Origin of the sequence: Actinacidiphila guanduensis, assembly GCF_900103985.1 — a bacterium.
Classification (GTDB): Bacteria; Actinomycetota; Actinomycetes; order Streptomycetales; family Streptomycetaceae; genus Actinacidiphila; species Actinacidiphila guanduensis.
On the sequence record NZ_FNIE01000004.1, the window covers coordinates 125027 to 144247 of the forward strand.

Annotated in this window: 18 protein-coding genes; 6 read left to right on the forward strand and 12 right to left on the reverse strand. The window is 73.8% G+C overall.

Annotated features, from left to right (window positions below):
• Positions 1-10 precede the first annotated feature (10 nt).
• The 8 genes from BLR33_RS09620 to BLR33_RS09655 all read right to left on the reverse strand — a co-directional run bounded on the left by BLR33_RS09620 (position 11) and on the right by BLR33_RS09655 (position 8854).
• On the reverse strand, positions 11-1369 hold the full coding sequence (locus BLR33_RS09620; protein ID WP_093783911.1) for an NtaA/DmoA family FMN-dependent monooxygenase: 1359 nt from the start codon (positions 1367-1369) through the stop codon (positions 11-13).
• Positions 1370-1443: 74 nt separating this feature from the next.
• Positions 1444-2340: an ABC transporter ATP-binding protein gene (locus BLR33_RS09625; protein WP_093783912.1), complete on the reverse strand. Its 897-nt coding sequence runs from the start codon at positions 2338-2340 to the stop codon at positions 1444-1446.
• Entirely contained in the window at positions 2337-3356 is a 1020-nt protein-coding gene (locus BLR33_RS09630) for an ABC transporter ATP-binding protein (RefSeq protein ID WP_245771314.1), read from the reverse strand. Before BLR33_RS09630 ends, BLR33_RS09625 begins: the two co-directional genes overlap by 4 nt.
• The gene (locus tag BLR33_RS09635; RefSeq protein WP_093783913.1) at positions 3353-4243 is read right to left on the reverse strand and encodes an ABC transporter permease; all 891 of its coding nucleotides are present in this window, start codon (positions 4241-4243) and stop codon (positions 3353-3355) included. The genes BLR33_RS09630 and BLR33_RS09635 overlap by 4 nt, the downstream gene beginning before the upstream one ends.
• Before the next feature lie 3 nt (positions 4244-4246).
• The gene (locus BLR33_RS09640) at positions 4247-5278 is read right to left on the reverse strand and encodes an ABC transporter permease (RefSeq protein ID WP_093783914.1); all 1032 of its coding nucleotides are present in this window, start codon (positions 5276-5278) and stop codon (positions 4247-4249) included.
• Positions 5279-5355: 77 nt separating this feature from the next.
• Positions 5356-6927 carry an ABC transporter substrate-binding protein gene (locus BLR33_RS09645; RefSeq protein WP_093783915.1) on the reverse strand — a complete coding sequence of 524 codons (1572 nt, stop codon included), beginning with the start codon at positions 6925-6927 and terminating at the stop codon, positions 5356-5358.
• A gap of 599 nt (positions 6928-7526) precedes the next feature.
• On the reverse strand, positions 7527-8423 hold the full coding sequence (locus tag BLR33_RS09650; protein WP_093783916.1) for a DsbA family oxidoreductase: 897 nt from the start codon (positions 8421-8423) through the stop codon (positions 7527-7529).
• On the reverse strand, positions 8420-8854 hold the full coding sequence (locus tag BLR33_RS09655) for an RrF2 family transcriptional regulator (RefSeq protein ID WP_093783917.1): 435 nt from the start codon (positions 8852-8854) through the stop codon (positions 8420-8422). The genes BLR33_RS09650 and BLR33_RS09655 overlap by 4 nt, the downstream gene beginning before the upstream one ends.
• Before the next feature lie 137 nt (positions 8855-8991).
• Here BLR33_RS09655 and BLR33_RS09660 point away from each other — a divergent pair, with 137 nt between their 5' ends.
• Both BLR33_RS09660 and BLR33_RS09665 read left to right on the forward strand, forming a co-directional pair.
• Positions 8992-9498 (forward strand): cupin domain-containing protein, encoded by a 507-nt coding sequence (locus tag BLR33_RS09660; RefSeq protein ID WP_093783918.1) that lies wholly within the window; start codon positions 8992-8994, stop codon positions 9496-9498.
• 99 nt (positions 9499-9597) lie between these two features.
• On the forward strand, positions 9598-10116 hold the full coding sequence (locus BLR33_RS09665; RefSeq protein ID WP_093783919.1) for a flavin reductase family protein: 519 nt from the start codon (positions 9598-9600) through the stop codon (positions 10114-10116).
• Positions 10117-10159: 43 nt separating this feature from the next.
• On the opposite strand, the gene BLR33_RS09670 is transcribed toward BLR33_RS09665, so the two are convergent.
• Complete coding sequence (locus BLR33_RS09670; RefSeq protein WP_093783920.1) at positions 10160-11314, reverse strand: ferritin-like domain-containing protein; 1155 nt, start codon at positions 11312-11314, stop codon at positions 10160-10162.
• 339 nt (positions 11315-11653) lie between these two features.
• Between BLR33_RS09670 and BLR33_RS09675 the strand changes: the two genes are divergently transcribed.
• Together BLR33_RS09675 and BLR33_RS09680 are read left to right on the forward strand one after the other, a co-directional pair.
• Positions 11654-12064, forward strand: a complete 411-nt coding sequence (locus BLR33_RS09675) for a GlcG/HbpS family heme-binding protein (RefSeq protein ID WP_093783921.1) — start codon at positions 11654-11656, stop codon at positions 12062-12064.
• A gap of 107 nt (positions 12065-12171) precedes the next feature.
• Complete coding sequence (locus BLR33_RS09680; RefSeq protein WP_093783922.1) at positions 12172-12888, forward strand: DUF4230 domain-containing protein; 717 nt, start codon at positions 12172-12174, stop codon at positions 12886-12888.
• A 269-nt stretch (positions 12889-13157) separates the two neighbouring features.
• On the opposite strand, the gene BLR33_RS09685 is transcribed toward BLR33_RS09680, so the two are convergent.
• Positions 13158-14012, reverse strand: coding sequence for an SDR family NAD(P)-dependent oxidoreductase (locus BLR33_RS09685; RefSeq protein ID WP_093783923.1), 855 nt, complete (start codon positions 14010-14012; stop codon positions 13158-13160).
• Between the two features lie 198 nt (positions 14013-14210).
• On the opposite strand from BLR33_RS09685, the gene BLR33_RS09690 reads away from it, so the two are divergent.
• Positions 14211-15143: a helix-turn-helix transcriptional regulator gene (locus BLR33_RS09690; RefSeq protein ID WP_093783924.1), complete on the forward strand. Its 933-nt coding sequence runs from the start codon at positions 14211-14213 to the stop codon at positions 15141-15143.
• A 76-nt stretch (positions 15144-15219) separates the two neighbouring features.
• On the opposite strand, the gene BLR33_RS09695 is transcribed toward BLR33_RS09690, so the two are convergent.
• On the reverse strand, positions 15220-15816 hold the full coding sequence (locus BLR33_RS09695; RefSeq protein WP_093783925.1) for a CGNR zinc finger domain-containing protein: 597 nt from the start codon (positions 15814-15816) through the stop codon (positions 15220-15222).
• A gap of 202 nt (positions 15817-16018) precedes the next feature.
• Here BLR33_RS09695 and BLR33_RS09700 point away from each other — a divergent pair, with 202 nt between their 5' ends.
• Positions 16019-16738 (forward strand): type 1 glutamine amidotransferase domain-containing protein, encoded by a 720-nt coding sequence (locus tag BLR33_RS09700; protein ID WP_093783926.1) that lies wholly within the window; start codon positions 16019-16021, stop codon positions 16736-16738.
• Positions 16739-16972: 234 nt separating this feature from the next.
• Here BLR33_RS09700 and paaZ read toward each other — a convergent pair whose 3' ends face one another.
• Positions 16973-19027, reverse strand: a complete 2055-nt coding sequence (gene paaZ, locus BLR33_RS09705; protein ID WP_093783927.1) for a phenylacetic acid degradation bifunctional protein PaaZ — start codon at positions 19025-19027, stop codon at positions 16973-16975.
• Positions 19028-19221: the final 194 nt, after the last annotated feature.

Here is a 19221-nt window from a genome sequence, read left to right on the forward strand (position 1 = left end):
GCGGTCCCGGTCAACGAGCCGCCCCTTCCGGCTCGTTCGCGAGCCTGCGCTCGCGGGTGTAGCGGTTCTCCGGGATCGGCAGGCCGAGGTTGCCGCGCAGCGTGTCGGCCTCGTACGCGGTGCGGAACAGGCCGCGCTTCTGCAGCAGCGGCACCACGCCCTCGACGAAGGCGGTCAGTTCGGCCTCGGTGCGGAAGGCGAGGTTGATGCCGTCGAAGGTGCCGGCCGCGAACCACTCCTCGATGGTGCCGGCGACCTGCTGCGGGGTGCCGACGAAGGGCGAGCGGCGGAACTCCCGTACGGACTGCGCGACTTGGCGCAGTGTCAGGTTCTCCGCCCTGGCCCGGTCGATGATCTTCTGCGCCCCGGTGCGCCCGCCGCGCTCGGCCAGGTGCGCGACGTCGGGGAAGGGCGCGTCCAGATCGTGCCCGCTGAAGTCGTAGGCGCCGAAGGAGCGGCCGAGCAGCGCGAGGTTGCGGTCGAAGTCGTCGTCCTCGGCGAAGATCTCCCGCTCGCGGCGGCGGGCGGCCTCCTCGGTGGGGGCGACGATCGGGCCGCCGTGGATGAAGATCTTGATGTGGTCGGGGTCGCGGCCGTAGGCGGCGGTGCGCTTCTTGATGTCGGCGTAGTACTCCTGGGCTTGGGCGAGGCCGCCGCCGGGCGCGTAGATGCCCTCGGCGACCCGCGCGGCCAGGTCGCGGCCCTCCTCGGAGACGCCGGCCTGGAAGATGACCGGCTGGCCCTGCGGGGAGCGGGAGATGTTGAGCGGGCCCGCCACCTTCAGGTGCTCGCCGACGTGGTCGAGCGCGTGCAGCTTCGAGGGGTCGAGGAACACGTTGCGCTCGACGTCGGCGGGGAAGGCGTCGTCCTCGTAGGAGTCCCACAGGCCGCGGGCGACCTGGACGAACTCCAGGGCGCGGCCGTAGCGGGCGGCGTAGTCGAGGTGCTCGTCCAGCCCGAAGTTCTGTGCGGCGCCGGTGTCGAAGCTGGTCACGACGTTCCAGCCGGCCCGGCCGCGGCTGATGTGGTCCAGGGAGGCGAAGCGGCGGGCGAGGTTGAAGGGCGAGTTGTACGTGGAGCTGGCCGTGCCGACCAGGCCGAGGTGCCGGGTGTGGGTGGCAACCGCCGACAGCAGGGTGAGCGGCTCCAGCCGGTTGAGGTAGTGCGCGGGGTAGGTGGCGTTGATGAACTGGCTGTCGACGATGAACAGAGCGTCGAACAGGGCCTCTTCGGCGAGCTCGGCCTGCCGGATGTAGTAGTCGATGTCGATGCTGGCGTTCTTGGCGATGCTCGGGTCCTTCCACAGGCCGTGCTGGCCGGGGCCGCCGACGCCGTAGGGGTGCAGGGCGAGGTGGATCGTGCGGGACATGCTTCTCCCTCTTCGTGACTGCGGGTTGCTGCGGGTTGCTGCGGGCTGGTTGCGGGCGGCGGGTCCGGCCCGGCTCAGGTGGTGAGCGCCGCGCGCAGGGCGGCGCGCTCGGCCCGGTCGGCGGGGGCGGTGTGCAGGGTGGGCGCGGAGCTGACGAGCAGGCGCGTGTAGGGGTGCCGCGGCCGCCGGATGACGTCGCGGGCGGTGCCGGTCTCGACCAGTTCGCCCCGGTAGAGGACGGCGATGCGGTCGGCGATCCCGGCGACCGAGCCGAGGTCGTGGGAGATGAGCACGATGGCGACGCCGGTGGTGCGCAGCTCCTTGAGGATCTGCAGGACCTGGACCCGGTTGGCCGAGTCCAGGGCGCTGACCGGCTCGTCCAGGATGACCAGTTCGGGCTCGGTGACCAGCGCGCGGGCGACCGCGACCCGCTGGCGCTGCCCGCCGGAGATCTCTCCCGGCAGCCGGTCCAGCAGTTCCCCGGGCAGCCGGACCCGCTCCAGCAGGGGGCGGATCCGGGCCAGGGCCTCGCCGCGGGGGACGCCGCGCAGCAGCAGCGGTTCGGCGAGCGAGTCGGCGACGGTGAGGTCGGGGTCGAGGCTGCGCAGCGGGTCCTGGAAGACGTACTGGACGGTGCCCCGGCGGCGCAGCCGGCGCCACTTGGCCTCGCTGTGGCCGGTCACGTCCTCCCCCGCCACCGTGACCGTGCCCGCCGAGGCGCGGACCAGGCCGAGGACGGCGCGGGCCAGAGTGGACTTGCCGGAGCCGGTCTCACCGACGATGCCGACGGTCTCGCCGGGGGCGACGCTCAAGGTGACGTCGTGCAGCACCTTGCGGCGGCGCCGGCGCAGGCCGTAGTGGACGTCGAGGCCCGTGATGGCGAGGACGGGGCGGGCGGGTGACGGATCGTCACGTCGAGTGTCCTGCGGCTCCGGGCCGTCCGCGCGCGGGGCGCTTCCGGGGTGTGTCATCGCGTCTCCTCCTCCGGCGCGCGGAACCGGTCCAGGCCGTACTGCTCGTGCTCGGCGACCAGCAGCCGGGTGTACTCGTGCCGCGGGTCGTGCAGCACCTGAGCGGTCGGGCCGTGCTCGACGACCTCGCCCTGCCGCATCACCAGCACCTCGTCGCAGACCTGGGCGATCACGGCCAGGTCGTGTGAGACGACGACCAGCGCCAGGCCGGTCTGCTCGCGCAGGTCGGCCAGCAGGTCGAGGATCTCGGCCTGCACGGTGACGTCGAGCGCGGTGGTGGCCTCGTCGGCGATCAGGACCCGCGGGCCGGCGGCGATGGCCGCGGCGATCAGGACGCGCTGGAGCATCCCGCCGGACAGCTCGAACGGGTACTGGCTGTAGACGAGTTCGGGGTCGCGCAGGTGGACGGCTCGCAGCAGGTCCAGGCCGCGCCGGCGGGCCTCGCGCCGCCCGCGCCCGGTCTTGACCCGGACCACCTCGGCGATCTGCGCGCCCACCCGGATCGAGGGGTTGAGGTAGGAGGCCGGGTCCTGGAAGACGGCGCTGACGGTGCTGCCGCGCAGGGCCGTCCACTGCCGAGGGGTCAGGTCGGCGATGTCGGTGCCGGCGATGTGCACCGAGCCGCCGGAGACCTCGACGTGCGGCGGCAGGATGCCGAGCGCGGCCCGGCAGGTCAGCGTCTTGCCGCTGCCGGACTCGCCGACGATGCCGACCGCCTTGCCGGGGGTCAGCTCGAAGCCGACGCCGTGCACGATCTCGCGGTCGCCGGCCCGGTCGGTGATGCGCAGGTCGCGCACGCTGAGGACGGGAGCCTCCGGTCCGGGCGCGGTGCCGTCCGGGCCGGTCGCGGCCGCGGCCTCAGCCGCGGATCGATCGCTCCCGCCGGCCGCGTCGGTCCGCCCGGGTGAACTCCCCGCCCGCGCGGACGCGTTCAGGTGGCCCGGCTGCTGCTCGGACTGCTGCTGGGACTGTTGCTGGGACCGTTGCTGGGACCGTTTCTCGGACAGGGCCGTCATGACGCGCCTCCGGTCGGTGCGGGCTCGGTGCGGCCGCGGCGCCCGGCCCGCAGCCTGCGGTGGGCGACGAGCGCGCGGCCCGCCTCGCCGGAGACGTCGCGGATCGCGTCGGCGAGCAGGTTGCAGGCCCACACGGTGGCCATGATCAGCAGGGCGGGGGCGACCGGCGCCCAGGGCTGGTAGCTGAGGTAGCCGAGGTCGGAGGCGAGCAGGCCGCCCCAGGTGGGCTCGGGCGGCTGCACACCGATGCCGAGGAAGGTCAGGCTGGAGACGATGACGAAGCCGACACCGATGGTCTGCGCGAGCGCCACCGCGATCGGCGGGAGCACCTTGACCCACACGTGGCGGCGCACCACCCAGCCCACCGAGGCACCCGCGATCAGCGCGGCCTCGACGTACTGCGAGCGCGCCACGGTCAAGGTGGCGGCGCGCGAGACGCGGTAGAACAGCGGCGAGACGAGCACGCCGGTGACCAGCATGGCCTGGGTGATGCCGTTACCGAGCAGGGCGATGACCGCGACGGCGAAGAGCAGGAAGGGCAGCGCGACGAGGGTGTCCACCACGCGCAGGGTGACCCACTCGAAGGCCCGGCCGAGGTAGACCGACAGGATGCCGGGCACGACCCCGACCACCAGCGCGGTCAGCGCGACTTCGAGGGAGCCCAGGACGCTGACCCGGGAGCCGGCCAGCAGCCGGCTGAGCACGTCGCGGCCGAGGTAGTCGGTGCCCAGCGGGTGGGTGCCGGAGCCGGGCGCGAGCGTGCGGGCGCTGGTGGCCAGCGGGTCGTGGGGGGCGAGCACCGGGCCGAGGACGGCGAGCAGCGCGACGACGGTGAGGATCGCCACGGCGATCCGGCCGGCCGGCAGCGACAGGACACGGCGGAGCATCGCTCACACCCCCCGCTGCGAGGCCGGCGTCACGCGTGCCAGCACCAGGTTGACCAGCAGGTTGAAGACGACGACCAGCACGATCGAGACCACCAGCACGCCCTGCACGGCGGGCACGTCGCCGGACTGCGCGGAGTCGTTGGCGAAGCGGCCGAAGCCCTGGAGGCCGAAGACCCACTCGGTGACCACCGAGGCGCCCACCAGCGCGGGGAACTTCAGGCCCAGGGTGGCGAGCGCGGGTCCGAGTCCGTTGCGCAGGACGTGGCCGAGGAAGATCCGCTGCGGGCTCAGGCCCCGCACCACGGCGCCCGTGACGTAGTTCTCCCGGTAGGCGGCGACGAGGCTGGTGCGCAACTGGCGGGCCACGTCGGCGACCACGTCGAAGCTCAGGGCGAGCGCCGGCAGCGTGATGTGCTCCAGCCACGGGGTGAGGCCCTGCGCCATGGGCACGTAGCCGGCCGAGGGGAACACGTGCAGTCCGACGGCGAACGCCTCCACGAGCACGATGCCGACCACGAAGGCGGGCATCACCGAGATCAGCGTGACGAACCCGGTGATCGCGCGGTCCACCCAGGTGGTCTGCCGCAGCGCGGCCGTGGTGCCGAGGACGAAGCCGGCCAGGACGCCGATGACCAGGGCGAGGCTCGCGACCGACAGGCTGACGCCCAGGCCCAGGCCGATGAGCGTGGAGATGTCGGCGCCGTTGGTCCAGCTGGTGCCGAGGTCGCCGTGCAGGAGGCCGCCGAACCAGTGCCCGTACTGGACCAGGAACGGCCGGTCGAGCCCCCACTGGGCCTCCACGCGGTGGATCGCCTCGGGTGTCGCGTCCTCGCCCAACTGGACGCGCGCGGGGCTGAGTCCGCTCAGCGACCGCAGTGCGAACGTCACGAAGGTCGCCACCAGGAAGACCGGTACGAAGATCGCGGCGGAGCGGGCGAGGGTGGCCAGGACCCGGCCGAGGGCGTGCCGGGCCCGGGCCGCGGTGGGCCCGCGACGGCGCGCGGGCGCGGCCGGCGGCGCGAGGGTCGTCGTCATGGGGGTACCTCCTCTCTGTGGTGGGTGGTGTGTGGGTGGTGCGGGCCTGGTGCGGTGGATCGGTGGGGCCGGTGGGGTCAGCGGCCGATGGTCACGCCGGTCCAGTCGATGTGGCCGGGGTTCTTCGGCAGCGCGGAGATCGCCTTGCTCTTGGCGAAGAGGTTCGGCGCGGAGTAGGTGAAGACCAGGGCCTTGCTGCGCAGTCCGGCGCGGGTGGCAGCCTGCAGGACGGAGGCGTAGTCGGGCGCGTCGATGCGGGTGCGGCGGACCTTGGCGACGGCCGCCTCGAAGCCGGCCGGCTCGTACGGCGTGGAGAGGTTCAGCGGGCCGTTGGGGCCGAAGTGGGCGGTGAGGGTCTGCACCGCCGAGTCGCGCCCGGTGGTCCCGTACAGGGAGAAGGTGAGGTCCTTGGCGAAGAACGGGGTGGCCCAGTTCTTGTCCACCTTGATGGTGACCGTGATGCCGACCTTCGCCAGCTGCGACTGGACGATCTCGGCCTGCGGGTCGGCGGCCGGGATCACCAGCGACAGCTTGATCTGCCCCGGCTTGTAGCCGGCCGCGGCCAGCAACTGCCGTGACTTGGCGGGGTTGTAGGGGTAGAGGTCGGCGGACTTCGGGTCGTAGGCGACGTAGCCGGGCGGGAAGGGCTGGTCGGTGGCCTGGCCGTAGCTGAAGGTCAGCTTGTCGACGAACTCCTGCCGGTTGACGGCGTAGCGGACGGCGTCCACCACGCGGGAGTCGTCGAACGGGGCCTTGTTGACGTTGAGGCTGATGTTCTCGGCGTTGAAGCCCGGCTGGACGAAGACGTCCAGGCCCGCCTTCTTCGCCGCGCTCGCCTGACTGGGCTCGATGTCGGCGAAGTTGTAGACGCCGGTCTGCAGACCGGAGACGACGGTGGCGGCGTCGGGGGCGGAGGTCAGCTCCACCGTGTCGATGTGGATGTCCTTGGCGTCCCAGTAGTCGGGGTTCTTCTTCAGCAGCACCTTGGTGCCGGGCACCAGCTGGGTGACGGTGAAGGGGCCCGCGCCGACCGGGGACCGGTCGAGCTTCTTCGGGTCCGCCGCCGCCTTGGGGCTCGCGACCTGCAGGACGCGTTCGCCGAGGAGTTGCGGGATCTGGTAGTCCACCTGGCCGAGGTGGACGATCACGTCGAGCCCTCGCGCGTCCACGGACGTGATCGAGGTGAGGTCGCCGAAGAGCGCGGAGTCCTTCTGCGTCTTGGCGCGCAGGATCGCGTCCTTGACGGCGGCGGCGTCCAGCGGGGTGCCGTCGCTGAACTTCAGGCCGGACCGCAGGTGGAAGGTGACCTGGTCGCCCGCGGTGTTGTAGTGCCAGCTCTCGGCGAGGTCGGGAACCGCCTTGCCGGTGGCGTCGGTGCGCGTCAACGAGGCGTAGACGAGGGCGAGTTCGCGGAACTGGGCGCCGCTGCCGCCGACCACCGGGTCCCAGTGGGCGGGGAAGGAGGAGGTGGCCCATTTCAGGGTGTCGCCGCCGCTTCCGGCCGCGGACTCCCCGCCGCCGCAGGCGGTCAGGGTCACCGCGGCGGCGGTGGCGAGGACGGCGGAGACGGCGGCCAGGCGGGTGCGGCGCGGCGGACGGGCAGACGGGGCGGACGGGGCGGGGCGGAGGCTGGCGAAGGGCACGGGCATCTCACGCTTTCTCGGGTGCGGCTCGCGTCCTGTGCGGCAGGAGGAGCGGGCGGAGGGCAGGCGCGGTCGCCGCGCCGACCGGTGGCGCGGGCACGGCGGGCTGCCGGAGGGGGTCGTGGCGCACGCCGTCGCGCCGCCGCGCTCAGGGCGCGGGCGGGCAGGGCATGTCGGTGCCGGGGGTGTCCCGGGGAAGGTCCCGGACGGGCCCGGGCAGGAGGGGGCGCACGCTGATGCGCGGCGTCAGTGACGCGGAACGGCGGGCGCGGAACGGCGCCACGGGAACGGGCCGGTGCCGCCGGGGGCGGTCAGGCGCCGGTGCGTCGTGGACGGCGGAAGGTCAGCGACAGAGGGCGCTGCACGTGCGCCGCAGGTCCACGTAGCGGCACACCACACCAGGGTGCGTCGTGAGCATGGCGCCCATCTTGTGGGTTTCGGCGAGCGACTGTCAATGGCTACTTTTTGGTGTCTCATTCGGCGGAACAGTGCCGTCCGCCCCGCGCCGGGTCGTACGGGCAGCGGCGCCCGCACCCGTCCGGGAGGACGGCACCGCGTGGCCTGCGCCCGCAAATGACCCACCGGCAAGAGAGATTGACGATGCGTCAGGTATGTACGGCAGGGTGCACCGCCGCCTCGGCCGGGTGCAGCCACAGCGGCCCGTTCCCGGTATCGACCCGCACGGCGTGCGGTGGCGGCCACTCCCCCTCCGTGAGCAGCAGCCGCTCCGGCTCGGTCATGCTCCGGTAGCGCTCCAGCGCCACCGCAGGGGCGAGCCGGCCGAGCGGGGGCAGCAGCCCGGGGCTCAGCTCGGCCAGGGCCGCCGCGTACTCCTCGTAGGTCCGCCAACCCGGCACCGTACGGCGGCCGTCGGGGGTCCGCAGCAGCAGCGTGGGCAGGGCGTAGCGGCGTCGGCCGTCGGCGGTCTCCTTGGCGGTGCCGGGGTGCGGCGAGCCCTCGCGCGTACGGCAGACCTCGGGCACCGGGCGGCGCGCCTCGGCGTGGTCGGCGCGGACCCGCGCGAGCACCCGGTCCGAGGCCGCGTCGGCGGCCAGCCGGTGCGGGTCGAGACCGGGCGTGCCGCGGGCCGCCGCCAGGGCCGCCTCGGGGGTGTCGGCGGGTTCGCCGAGCACGAAGACGGTCTCGCGCAGCCGGCGCAGCACGAGCTCGGCGACGCGGTCGCCCTGGAGTTCGGCGGCCTTCGCCACCAGCGCGGCCGGCCACGAACCGGCCGCGACGCGGCTGAGGCGCAATGGGCGGGGCGCGCCGGTGTGGGCGGCGATGTCGGCGACGTAGCGGGCATACCAGGCGGTCTCGGCGGCGGGGTCGGGCGGAGGGTCGTCGTCGTGGTCGAAGAGGATCGCCTGGACGCGGCGCCAGCGCACCCTTCCGGCGAGGGCGGCACGCAGGGCGCGCAGCACCGGTTCGGCACCCCAGGACCACGGGCACAAGGGGTCGGTGTACTCCACGACCTCCACCGCCGGTCCGGGCGCAGCGCTCACGCGGCGCCCTTGCGGGCCGGCACCCCGCGCTCCCCGGCGGCCGCCAGCGCGGCCAGGGTCACCCCGCCCAGCACGGCGGCGGCCTGCGCCTCGACCTGCCGCCACACCGAGGGCAGCCCGGCGGCGGCGCCGGGGTAGGCCAGTTCGGCGACCGCTTCGCCGCGCAGGGTGAGCAGTTCGCCGTCCACGGCGCGCGAGACGTCCAGCAGCGTGATCTCGCCGGCCGCCCGGCCCAGCCAGTAGCCGCCCTCGCAGCCGCGCTGGCTGCGCACGAGCCCCGCCTTGCGCAGCTCGGCCACCACGGACTTCAGGAACCGGAACGGGATCTCCTGCGCGGAGGCGATGGCCTCGCAGCTGAGCGGGCGGTCCGGTTCTGCGGCGAGCTCCAGCAGGGCCCGCACGGCGTAGTCCGCCTTCGCGGAGATATGCATGCGCCCATCATGCCCGACAGGCCGCCCGGGACCGGCGGGATCGGCTCTTTTGCGGCCCATTGCGGCAACGTTGCCGCAGGTGAACGACAATGGACACCTCTTGACGCCCTTTTCGGGGAGCGCCTAGCGTCCTGAGCATGAGCACGCCGCCGACGAACCCGGGTGAAGGCTTCCATCCCCATCTCCACCAGTCTCCTGACGAGCCGGCAGCGCCCCTGCGCTCACGGCTGCACCACATCCGGGCCGGCGCCCTGGACGGCGACACCGCGCAGACCGGGGGGATGCGCCGCTTCGCGGCCGTGAGCGGGCGGACCGTCGGCTCGGAGAAGCTGTGGATGGGCCAGACCCACGTGGCGCCCGCGACCGCGTCCTCCGACCACCACCACGGGGAGTCCGAGACCGCCATCTACGTGGTCAGCGGCCACCCCGAGTTCGTCTTCGCGGACGACTCGGGCGGCGCCGTGCAGGAGGTGCGGCTGAAGACGTCGCCGGGCGACTACGTCTTCGTCCCGCCGTTCGTGCCGCACCGGGAGGAGAACCCGGACCCGGACGACGAGGCGGTGGTCGTCATCGCCCGCAGCACCCAGGAGGCCGTCGTGGTCAACCTGCCGGGGCTGTACGCGCTCGGCGTCGAGGAGGGCTGAGGGGTCTCCGGGGGAAGTCCGGGAGGTACGGGTACGGGCGGCACGAGCCGCCTTTGCCGCGCAACGGAAGTGGGCACAACGGAAATGGGGAGGGCCCTGATGACCGGCACCGAGTTCCGTACCGAGTTCGCCGAGGACACCGCCGCGGACCTGAAGGCCGCTTTCCGGGCGACGATGGCCGGGGTGTGCACGCCCGTCTCGGTGGTGACCGCGATGGCCGGCGGCGCGCCCCACGGCACGACGGTCAGCGCGTTCGCCTCGCTGTCGATGGAGCCGCCGATGGTCCTGGTCTCGCTGGACCGCACCTCCGACCTGCTGGCCGTCGTGGACGGCGGCCGCCGCTTCGGCGTCAACGTGCTGGGCACCGGGCACGTGGACCTGGCGCTGAACTTCGCCCGCAAGGGGGGCCCGGCGAAGTTCGACGGCGTCGAGTGGCTCCTGCACTCCGGCGTGCCCCGCCTCCCCACCGCGAGCGGCTTCCTGGCCTGCGAGGTGACCGAGCTGGTGACCGGCGGCGACCACGTGGTCGTCTTCGGCCGCGTCCTGACCGCGGAGTCCGCCCCGCTTCCCCCGCTGACCTACCACGCCCGTACCTTCGGCACCCACACGGCGCTGTGAAGGCGCCGGCGGGCTGCCGTGCCGGCGCCTCGGGGCGTCGGGGTCAGGTCGCGGGGGTGCCCTCGGCGGAGGGGGGCGGCGGGGTGAACTGGGGGCCGTAGGTGGCCGCCGTGCCCTCGATGGGGGTTTCCATCAGGCTGAGGGCGCTCGACTCCAGGCCGCGCATGGAGTGGATGGCGGCGTTGAGGCCGCGGGCGCCCGCGCCCGACCACGCGCTGTCGAGACCGGCGAGGACGGCGTGGTAGGTCGTGTCGAACTGCTGGAGGAGCTGGGCGACTTGGGCGGGCGGATCGGGCCAGCCGCCGGCCGGGACCTCGGCCATGGGGCGGGCGTCGGGGAAGGGGACGGCCTCGCCGGTGAAGCCCCAGGTGCCGCCGGTCTGCTGGAGGCGGCGGCCGTGGTAGATCTCGGCGAAGGCGTAGTAGTGCGCCGGGTGGTCGTCCTGGAAGGCGTCGTCCGGGGACGCGTCGGTGCCCTCGCCCTGCTCCTTGACGGTCTCGATGGCGGCGGTCACGCCGTCGAGGTCGGTGATGGGCACCAGGCGGTCGGAGCCGATCGGCTCGGCGAGCTGGCCGTCGGCCGACAGCGGCGGGTCCACGCTGCGGAAGGCGTCCAGCAGGTTGCCGTAGAAGGAGCCCAGGGTGGGTCCGCCCGCCGCGCGGGCCAGCGGGGACTCGGGGGCCTCGATGCCCATCATGACGTCGTGCACGAAGGTGGGGGTCAGGCCCGACAGGCACACCGTCACCTCGGGCCGCACCCCGCCGGGCAGCGGGCCGGGGTAGATCGGCGCCGACGCGCCGACCTGCGGGCGGCCGCCCACGGCGACCAGTAGATTGCACACCACGCCGAGGTGGAACATCTCGTCGTCCACGATCCGGCGGATCAGCCGCGCGGCCTCGCTGCTGCGGTCCTTCACCGACCACCAGCCGCACAGGTAGGGCGGGATGGTGGACAGTTCGAGGGCCACCGCGGTCCGCAGGGCGTTCTTGATCCAGTCCAGGTCCCGGTCCTGCGCGCCGACCGCGAGCAGCCGCGCCACCGCCCCCTCCATCGGAACGGCGGCCTGCGCGGGCGCCGCGGGGGACGCGAGCGGGGCGGCGACCGCGGCGGCCGCCGCGGAGGCCAGCAGCGTTCTGCGCCCGAGCCCCGGCGCCGCCGTCCCTCCGACTTCCTTGCCGCCATTGCCGCAACCGCTCATCGTCGCCTCCGCGCGTCGTCCTTGGCTCCGGGGCCGGTGCGGGTCGGCGGACCGGCTCGTTCCGGCGGTTACCGACGCTAACCGCCGCGGGCCCGCGGGCCAGGTTGTACGCGCCCGACCTGCGGCCCGTGCCCGGCAGTGCACCCGTTCGGCGGCGGGCAGCGCCGGTCCGGGGTGCGCGCGCCGCAGCGCCGGACGGGGGCTTCCGCCCCACCCCGCAGGCGCCGGATTTCCCACCGATGGCCCCGCCCGACGTACGCCGGAGCGGGCGGGACCGCCGCTAGCATGACGGCGCGAATGCCCCACAACGAGATAAAACCGACGGCTCAGGAGCAGACCATGTCGACACTCACGCTCGCCGACGCCCGGACGATCATCGCCGCAGGCGAGAGGAAGGCGGACGAGATCGGGCAGCCGATGAACATCGCAGTCGTGGACGCCGGCGGCAACCTCGTCGCCCATGTGCGCCAGGACGGGGCCTGGATCGGCAGCGTCGACATCTCGATCAGCAAGGCGTGGACGGCCCGCGCCTTCGACATCGCGACCAAGGACCTGGGCGACAACTCCCAGCCGGGACAGCAGTTCTTCGGCATCCACACGACCAACGGCGGCAAGGTCGCCATCTTCGCCGGCGGCCTCCCCCTGACCCGCGGCGGCACCGTGGTCGGCGCCGTGGGGGTGAGCGGTGGCTCGGGCGAGCAGGACCAGTCGGTGGCGCTGGCCGCCCAGGCGGCATTCGCGTCGGCGTGAGCGCGTCGCCGGGACACCGGATTTCGTATACATGCAAGGGAGTTGAGGCCGCGTCACGTCCATGACACCGCCGACCCGGGGTAGCCGACCCGGCGAGGAGGTGCGTTATGAGGACGCAACAGGTCGGGGTGGTGCGGACCACACCGTGGTGGGCGCGCGTCGTCGTCGGCGTGGTCGTGCTGGGGCTGCTGTTCTTCCTCCTGGGGAGGGCGGACCTGCTGCCGGGCATCCCGAACCCCTTCGAGGAGAAGACGACCGTCCGCAGCGGGCCGGTGCTGCTGAAATCGATCCAGGACCTCAACCGCTTCGAGGGGGCGAGCGGCAACTTCCAGGTCGTGGTGGACCTCGACAAGGACGCGAAGTTCCTGCCGGACGCCATCCGCGGCAAGCGCACCCTCTACGTCGGCGCCGGCAGTGTGGACGCCTACGTGGACTTCGGCAAGGTCGGCGACGACGCCGTGCAGGTCTCCGACGACCGCAAGGCCGCAACCGTGCGGCTGCCGCACGCGGCCCTGGAGCGGGCGTCGCTGGACACCAAGAACTCCTACGTGGTCTCGCAGCAGCGCGGCCTGTTCGACCGGATCGGCGACTTCTTCAGCGGCAACCCGGGCAACATGCAGCAGCTGAACGAGCTGGCCGTGTCCAAGATCCAGACCGCCGCGAAGCAGACCAACCTGGCCGGCCGGGCCGAGGCCAACACCCGCAGCATGCTGGAGCGGATGCTGACCTCGCTGGGATTCACCAAGGTCACCGTCACCTTCGGTCCCCCGCCGGGCACGCCGACGCCCACCGCCACCACACGGTCGGCCTCGCCGGCCTCGTAACGCCCGACGTCGCGGCCGGACCGGTCGGGGCCCGACGCTGCCGGCGGCGCCTGGCGAAGTCGCTCTTCGCCAGGGGCCGCCGGCCGGTCTTTTTTCGGGCCGCGTCGCCCTTCATCGTCTCGAAGCGGGACCGGTCGGGGCCCTGCGGCCGTCCTTGCCGCGAGGTGGGCTCCGGACCGCGCCCGTCCCGGTGCGGCCGGGTTCCTGCCTCTCCGCAAGGGCGGGGCCGGGCCGTACCGGCGTCGGGGCGCCCTCGGGGTGGGCCCGGGTCAGGCCGCAGCGGAGGAACGGGCCGCCGGGAAGGACGCCCACTTCTCCAGCTCCGCCAGGCGCGACTGAAGCGAGGCGCGGATGCCCTCGATCGCGTCGGCGCCCACGGCCAGGCGCAGCGGGGGCTCGTCCAGGGCGACGACCGCGAGGACGGCGTCCGCGACGAGCGCCGGGTCGCCCACGGCCTCCGGCGGCAGCGAGGTGACCTCGGTGAGGAACGCGCCGACGGTCGGGGCGTAGACCTCGTCGGGGGCGACGACGTGCGCGCTCGTGGCGAAGTCGGTACCGAAGACGCCCGGTTCGAGGACGGTCACCTTGACGCCGGTGGGCGCGAGTTCGATGGCAAGGGCTTCGCTGATCAGTTCCACCGCGCCCTTGGACCCCGCGTACAGGCCCGAGGAGGGCCAGGCGAACTGGCCGATGAGCGAGGAGGTCTGCACGATACGGCCGCGCGCGGCCCGCAGCGCGGGCAGCGTGGCGCGCAGCACCGCGAGGTTCGCCAGCACATTGGTGTCGAAGATCGCGCGGGCCTCCTCGGCGCCGATCTGCTCGACGGACCCGAACAGGCCGTAGCCGGCGTTGTTGACCAGCACGTCCAGGCGCCCGGCGGCCTCGACCGCGCCGGCCAGGACCTGCTCGGCCTCGGGGGCGGTGACGTCGAGGGCGAGCGGGGTGACCCGGCCCTGCGGGGCGGAGGAGACGAGGTCGGCGAGCCGGTCGGCGCGGCGGCCGACGGCGATCACGTGGGCGCCCTCGGCGAGCGCGCGGTCGGCGACGAGGCGGCCGAAGCCGGAGGTGGCACCGGTGATGAGCCAGGTGGAAGACGTAGTGGACGTGGAAGACGTGGCAGGCATGGGGCGGGCTCCCTGGGGTGGGCCGTGCGGTGCGCGCACGGCGGGTGGTGGACACGGGGACCGCCGGTCGGCGTCCCGCTCTCCAGCCAACCGCCGCGCACCGGGCCCGCGGACCGCGGAGCGGGCCCGCTGCTTCCTGGGATGCGCAGGGCCACCTTCGCCGCGACACCCCGACGTCCCGTACGCGACGATGAGGGCATGGAGCGGAACGAGGGCCTGAGCGACTTCCTGCGCGCCCGCCGCGCGGCCATCGATCCCGAGCACGTCGGTATCCACGACCCGGCGCCGCGCCGGGTGCCGGGGCTGCGCCGCGAGGAGCTGGCCGCGCTGGCCGGGGTGAGTGTGGACTACTACACGCGCCTGGAGCAGGGCCGGCCGATCACACCCTCGGAGTCGGTCCTGGACGCCCTGGCGAGCGCACTTCGGCTCGACCCGGCCGAGCGCAGCTACCTGCACACGGTGGCCCGCCGCTCCGCCTCGCCCCGCCGCCGCTCGCCGCGCACCGTGCAGAAGGTGCGACCCGGCGTGCACGCGCTGCTGGCCCGGCTCGGTGACGCGCCGGCCCTGGTGCTGGGCCGCCGCACCGACATCCTGGCGACGAACCGTATGGCCCGCGCGCTGCTCGCCGACTTTGACGCGCTGCCGGTCCGGGAGCGCAACGCCGTGCGGTGGGTGATGCTCGACGAGGCGGCGCGTTCGCTCTTCGCGGACAGCTGGGAGCAGGTCGCCTCGGTGTTCGTCGGCACCCTGCGGATGGATGCCGCCCGGCACCCCGACGACACCCGCACCGCCGAGCTGGTGGGCGAGCTGTCGATGAAGAGCGAGTCCTTCCGCCGCTGGTGGGCCGGGCAGAAGGTGGTCCAGATCGGCCACGACGTCAAGCACCTGCACCACCCGATCGTCGGCGCGCTGACGATGCGCACCGAGGCGCTGACCTTCCCGGGCGACCCGGACCAGACTCTGTTCACCTTCCTCGCCGACCCCGGCTCCCCCTCGGACGAGGCGCTTCAGGTGCTGTCGGCGTGGGCCGCCAACCATGGCCGCGCCGGGACCGCGAGGGGTGGAGCCGAGGACGCCGAAACGAGGGCAGCTGCCCCGCGCCCGCACGACGCGCCGCCGCCCTCCGCCTGAACGGCCTTGGCGCGCCCGGCCCTTGGAACACCCGACGTGAGCCGTGTCGCCCGCCGCACGTGAACCGCCGTGCGCGTCAGCGGGCTTCGGCTGCCGCCGTCTTCGCGCGGCTGCGGTAGGCGCGGGCCGCCATCCGGGTACTGCAGGCGCTGCTGCAGTAAAGGCCGGAGGAGTTGCGGGTCTTGTCGAAGAACCCGGTGTGGCACGAGGGGTCCTTGCACATCTTCAGCCGGGCCCAGCCGCCGCGTGCGGCGAGGTCGGCGGCGGCGGCGAAGAGGGCGCCGAAGGCGCCGAGCACGCCGTCCTGGGCGGGGACCATGCGGACGCCGTCGGCGGTGACCCGCGGGGTGAGCGGGTAGCGGTGGGCGACGGCCTGCAGGTACGCCTCGGCGGCGGGCAGGGCGCTCTCGCCGTCCTCGCAGCCGGAGTGGGCGCGGAAGATCATCACCAGGGCGTCGCGCAGCTCGCGCGCGGCCACCGCGTCGGCGCCGGTGACCGCGGCGGCCGTGCCGCTGCCGGCCAGCCCGGTGCGGGCCAGCCAGGCGGTCAGGTCGTCCGGGCCGGTCAGCGTGTCGGGGCTGCCGCCCAGCGGCCCGGTGTTCACGAAGCCCAGGAGCAGGTCGGAACTCTCGCACACCGAAGGCGCGCACGTCTCCGCCGTGGCCTGCTGCATGATCGTCCGCCTCTCTCCCCCGAGTGACCATCCTACGGTACTTCACCCCACACCCGGCGTCATGTTCGTTCCCATGTAGCACATCACATGGATGCACTTCGTCTTGCTTCCGTCATGACCAAACGTGTTACGGTCCATCTCGTTGCGCCGCTGAGGCCCGTCCGGGCCGCTCATGGGGCGGCGCCGCGTATGGGAGGTAGTCATGCCCTCACTGCTGGTGATCCTGACCGCGGCCACCCGCTGGACCCAGAAGGACGGCTCCCAGCGGCCCACCGGTTTCTGGAGCGAGGAGTTCGTGGAACCGCACAAGGCGTTCATCGCGGCCGGCGTGGAGCTGACCGTCGTCACCCCGGGCGGCCGCCCCGCGGTGGTGGACGAGCTGAGCCTGACGGCGCAGGCCAACAACGGCGACGAGGCGAAGGCCGCGGAGCTGCGCGCGTACCTGGACGGCGTGCGGGACCTGCTCGCCCACCCGGGCCGGCTGGAGGACGTCGACCCCAGGGCGTTCGACGGCGTCTTCATCCCCGGCGGCCACGGCCCGATGCAGGACCTGGCGGTCAACGAGGACGTCGCCCGTGTCCTGGAGACCCTGCTGCCCGACGACTCCAAGGTGGTGGCCTCGCTCTGCCACGGCCAGGCGGCCTTCCTGAGCGCCGGCGGCCCCGACGGGCAGTGGCTCTTCAAGGGCCGCCGCATCACCTCCTTCACCGACGAGGAGGAGACCCAGACCGGCCTGGCCGCCAACGCCCCCTGGCTGCTGGGCAGCCGGCTGACGGCCGCGGGCGCCGACTTCGTCCCCGGCCCGGCCTGGTCCTCGCACGTCATCGTGGACGGCAACCTGGTCACGGGCCAGAACCCGGCCTCGGCGGCCGAGGCCGCGCAGGCCGTCCTCAAGGAGCTGTCCGCCCGCGCGGCAGCCTGAGGTCCGGCGGCCGGGAGGCCGCTGCGGCGCCGCGGGTGCACGGGGGCCCGGCCCCCGCGGATCGCCCTGACCCGCGCGGCGCCGCGGGCCCGCGGGTGGGGGCCCCGATCCGCCCCGGCCCCCGCGGCTCAGGGCCGAACCCGCTGCACCGGCGGCCCCGTTGCCCGGAGCCGGGGGCAGCTCCGGTAGGGGGCGGGTCCCATGGCGCCGCCGCCGGGCAGGGCCCGGGCGTGGTCAGCCGTTGTCCGCGGCTCCGGGCCGGGTCTTGGCGACGAGGGTGAGCACGTCGTAGGCGGCGACGGGCTGCTCCTCGCGGTTGAGGACGGTCGCGTCCCAGCGGACCTCGCCGTAGTCGGCCGAGGAGCGCGGGGTGATCTGCTTGACGGTCAGCAGCACCCGGATGGCGTCGCCGGCCTTCACGGGGGTGAGGAAGCGCAGGTTGTCCACGCCGAAGTTGGCGAGCACCGGTCCCGGGTTCGGCTCCACGAAGAGGCCGGCCGCCAGCGAGACCACCAGGTAGCCGTGGGCGACGATGCCGCCGAAGAGGGGGTTGGCGGCCGCGGCCTCGGGGTCGGTGTGCGCGTAGAAGGTGTCGCCGGTGAACTCCGCGAAGTGGCCGATGTCCGCGAGGGTGATCTCCCGCCAGCCGGTCTCCACCGTGTCGCCGACGGCCAGTTCGGCCAGGCTCTTCCGGAAGGGGTGCACTTCCTCCACCCTGCGGGCCGAGCCGGCCGTCCACTGGCGGGTGATCGCGGTGAGCATGTCGGGGGACGCCTGGATCGCGGTGCGCTGCATGTGGTGCAGCACCCCGCGGATGCCGCCCAGTTCCTCGCCGCCGCCGGCCCGGCCGGGGCCGCCGTGCACGAGGACCGGCAGCGGGCTGCCGTGGCCGGTGGACTCGGCGGCGTCGTCGCGGTTGAGGACGAGGATGCGGCCGTGCCAGGGGGCGAGGCCGATCGTGAGGTCGCGGGCGACGGCGGGGTCGTTGGTGACCAGCGAGCCGACGAGGCTGCCCCGGCCGCGCGCGGCCAGGGCGATCGCCTCGTCCACCGTGCTGTAGGAGACCAGGGTGCTGACGGGGCCGAAGGGCTCGACGTCGTGCACGGCGGCGGCGCCCTCGTGGGCGCGCAGCAGCACCGGCGACAGGAAGGCACCGCGCTCGGCGTCGGCGCCGACCACCGCGACCCGCTGCGGGTCGCCGTGGACGATGTCGGCCGAGGTGCGCAGCGCCTCGATCGCCTTGCGCACCTCCTCGCGCTGGCCGAGGCTCGCCAGGGCGCCCATGCGCACGGCCGGGTCGGCGGGGTTTCCGACGGTCGTCTTCGCCAGCCGCGCCGAGATCGCCTCGGCCACGGTGCCGGCCATGGCGGCGGGCACCAGGGCGCGGCGGATGGCGGTGCACTTCTGGCCGGCCTTGACGGTCATCTCGGTGACGACGCCCTTGACGAAGAGGTCGAACTCCGGGTCGTCCGCGGTGACGTCGGGGCCGAGGACCGAGCAGTTGAGGGAGTCGGCTTCGACGTTGAGGGCCAGGCCGCCGTGCAGCACCGAGGGGTGGGCGCGCAGCAGGTCGGCGGTGTGGGCGGAGCCGGTGAAGGCCACCGAGTCCTGGGTGCCGAGGTGGGCGAGCAGGTCGCCGACGTCTCCGGACAGGAGCTGGAGCGCGCCTTCGGGCAGGATGCCGGAGGCGATGATGCGCCGCACGACCGCCTCGGTGAGATAGGCGGTCTGGCTGGCCGGCTTCACGATGGTGGGCAGCCCGGCGAGGAAGGCGGGGGCGAATTTCTCCAGCATGCCCCACACGGGGAAGTTGAAGGCGTTGATCTGCACGGCGACGCCGGGCCGCGAAGTGTGGACGTGGCGGCCGAGGAAGCGGCCGCCCTTGCCGAGCTGCTCCAGGCCGCCGTCGATCACGACGGTGTCGTCGGGCAGTTCGCGGCGGCCCTTGGAGGCGTAGCTGAACAGGGTGCCGAAGCCGCCGTCGATGTCGACCTGCGAGTCGCGCAGGGTGGCGCCGGTGCGGTAGGAGAGCGCGTAGAACTCGTCCTTGTCGGCGCTGAGGTGGAGCGCGAGCTGCTTGAGCAGCCCCGCGCGCTGGTGGAAGGTCAGGGCGCGCACGGCCGGGCCGCCGACGCTGCGCGCGTGATCGGTCATCGCGCCCAGGTCCAGGCCGCGGCTGGAGATCCGGGCGACCTCCTCGCCGGTGGCGGCGTCCAGCAGCGGCCGGCCCTCGTCCTGGGCGCGGAACCAGCGTCCTGCGGCATAGCTTTCGAGCAACGCGCTCGCCATGGTCCGATCCCTTCGCCTTCGTCCTCTTCCGGGGCCCGGTTCGCTCCACCCGGCCGCCGGTGCGGGTGGCCCACCCGCTTTCCGGCCGGCGGCATGCCCTTCGGCCCACTCACCGTTGCGGTCGGCGGGGAGCCGTGCCAATCTATTACAGACCTATCGGTCGGTAAATAGCGCGCGCTGCCGGACCGCGGCCG

What these genes read in the sequence shown, in the direction of transcription:
- BLR33_RS09665 (WP_093783919.1), top strand. Translation starts at nt 9,598, where the DNA reads ATGACCGGCACCGAGTTCCGTACCGAGTTCGCCGAGGACACCGCCGCG.
- BLR33_RS09635 (WP_093783913.1), bottom strand. Translation starts at nt 4,243, where the DNA reads ATGCTCCGCCGTGTCCTGTCGCTGCCGGCCGGCCGGATCGCCGTGGCG.
- BLR33_RS09660 (WP_093783918.1), top strand. Translation starts at nt 8,992, where the DNA reads ATGAGCACGCCGCCGACGAACCCGGGTGAAGGCTTCCATCCCCATCTC.
- paaZ (WP_093783927.1), bottom strand. Translation starts at nt 19,027, where the DNA reads ATGGCGAGCGCGTTGCTCGAAAGCTATGCCGCAGGACGCTGGTTCCGC.
- BLR33_RS09620 (WP_093783911.1), bottom strand. Translation starts at nt 1,369, where the DNA reads ATGTCCCGCACGATCCACCTCGCCCTGCACCCCTACGGCGTCGGCGGC.
- BLR33_RS09690 (WP_093783924.1), top strand. Translation starts at nt 14,211, where the DNA reads ATGGAGCGGAACGAGGGCCTGAGCGACTTCCTGCGCGCCCGCCGCGCG.
- BLR33_RS09670 (WP_093783920.1), bottom strand. Translation starts at nt 11,314, where the DNA reads ATGAGCGGTTGCGGCAATGGCGGCAAGGAAGTCGGAGGGACGGCGGCG.
- BLR33_RS09655 (WP_093783917.1), bottom strand. Translation starts at nt 8,854, where the DNA reads ATGCATATCTCCGCGAAGGCGGACTACGCCGTGCGGGCCCTGCTGGAG.
- BLR33_RS09685 (WP_093783923.1), bottom strand. Translation starts at nt 14,012, where the DNA reads ATGCCTGCCACGTCTTCCACGTCCACTACGTCTTCCACCTGGCTCATC.
- BLR33_RS09675 (WP_093783921.1), top strand. Translation starts at nt 11,654, where the DNA reads ATGTCGACACTCACGCTCGCCGACGCCCGGACGATCATCGCCGCAGGC.
- BLR33_RS09630 (WP_245771314.1), bottom strand. Translation starts at nt 3,356, where the DNA reads ATGACGGCCCTGTCCGAGAAACGGTCCCAGCAACGGTCCCAGCAACAG.
- BLR33_RS09625 (WP_093783912.1), bottom strand. Translation starts at nt 2,340, where the DNA reads ATGACACACCCCGGAAGCGCCCCGCGCGCGGACGGCCCGGAGCCGCAG.
- BLR33_RS09700 (WP_093783926.1), top strand. Translation starts at nt 16,019, where the DNA reads ATGCCCTCACTGCTGGTGATCCTGACCGCGGCCACCCGCTGGACCCAG.
- BLR33_RS09695 (WP_093783925.1), bottom strand. Translation starts at nt 15,816, where the DNA reads ATGCAGCAGGCCACGGCGGAGACGTGCGCGCCTTCGGTGTGCGAGAGT.
- BLR33_RS09640 (WP_093783914.1), bottom strand. Translation starts at nt 5,278, where the DNA reads ATGACGACGACCCTCGCGCCGCCGGCCGCGCCCGCGCGCCGTCGCGGG.
- BLR33_RS09645 (WP_093783915.1), bottom strand. Translation starts at nt 6,927, where the DNA reads ATGCCCGTGCCCTTCGCCAGCCTCCGCCCCGCCCCGTCCGCCCCGTCT.
- BLR33_RS09680 (WP_093783922.1), top strand. Translation starts at nt 12,172, where the DNA reads ATGAGGACGCAACAGGTCGGGGTGGTGCGGACCACACCGTGGTGGGCG.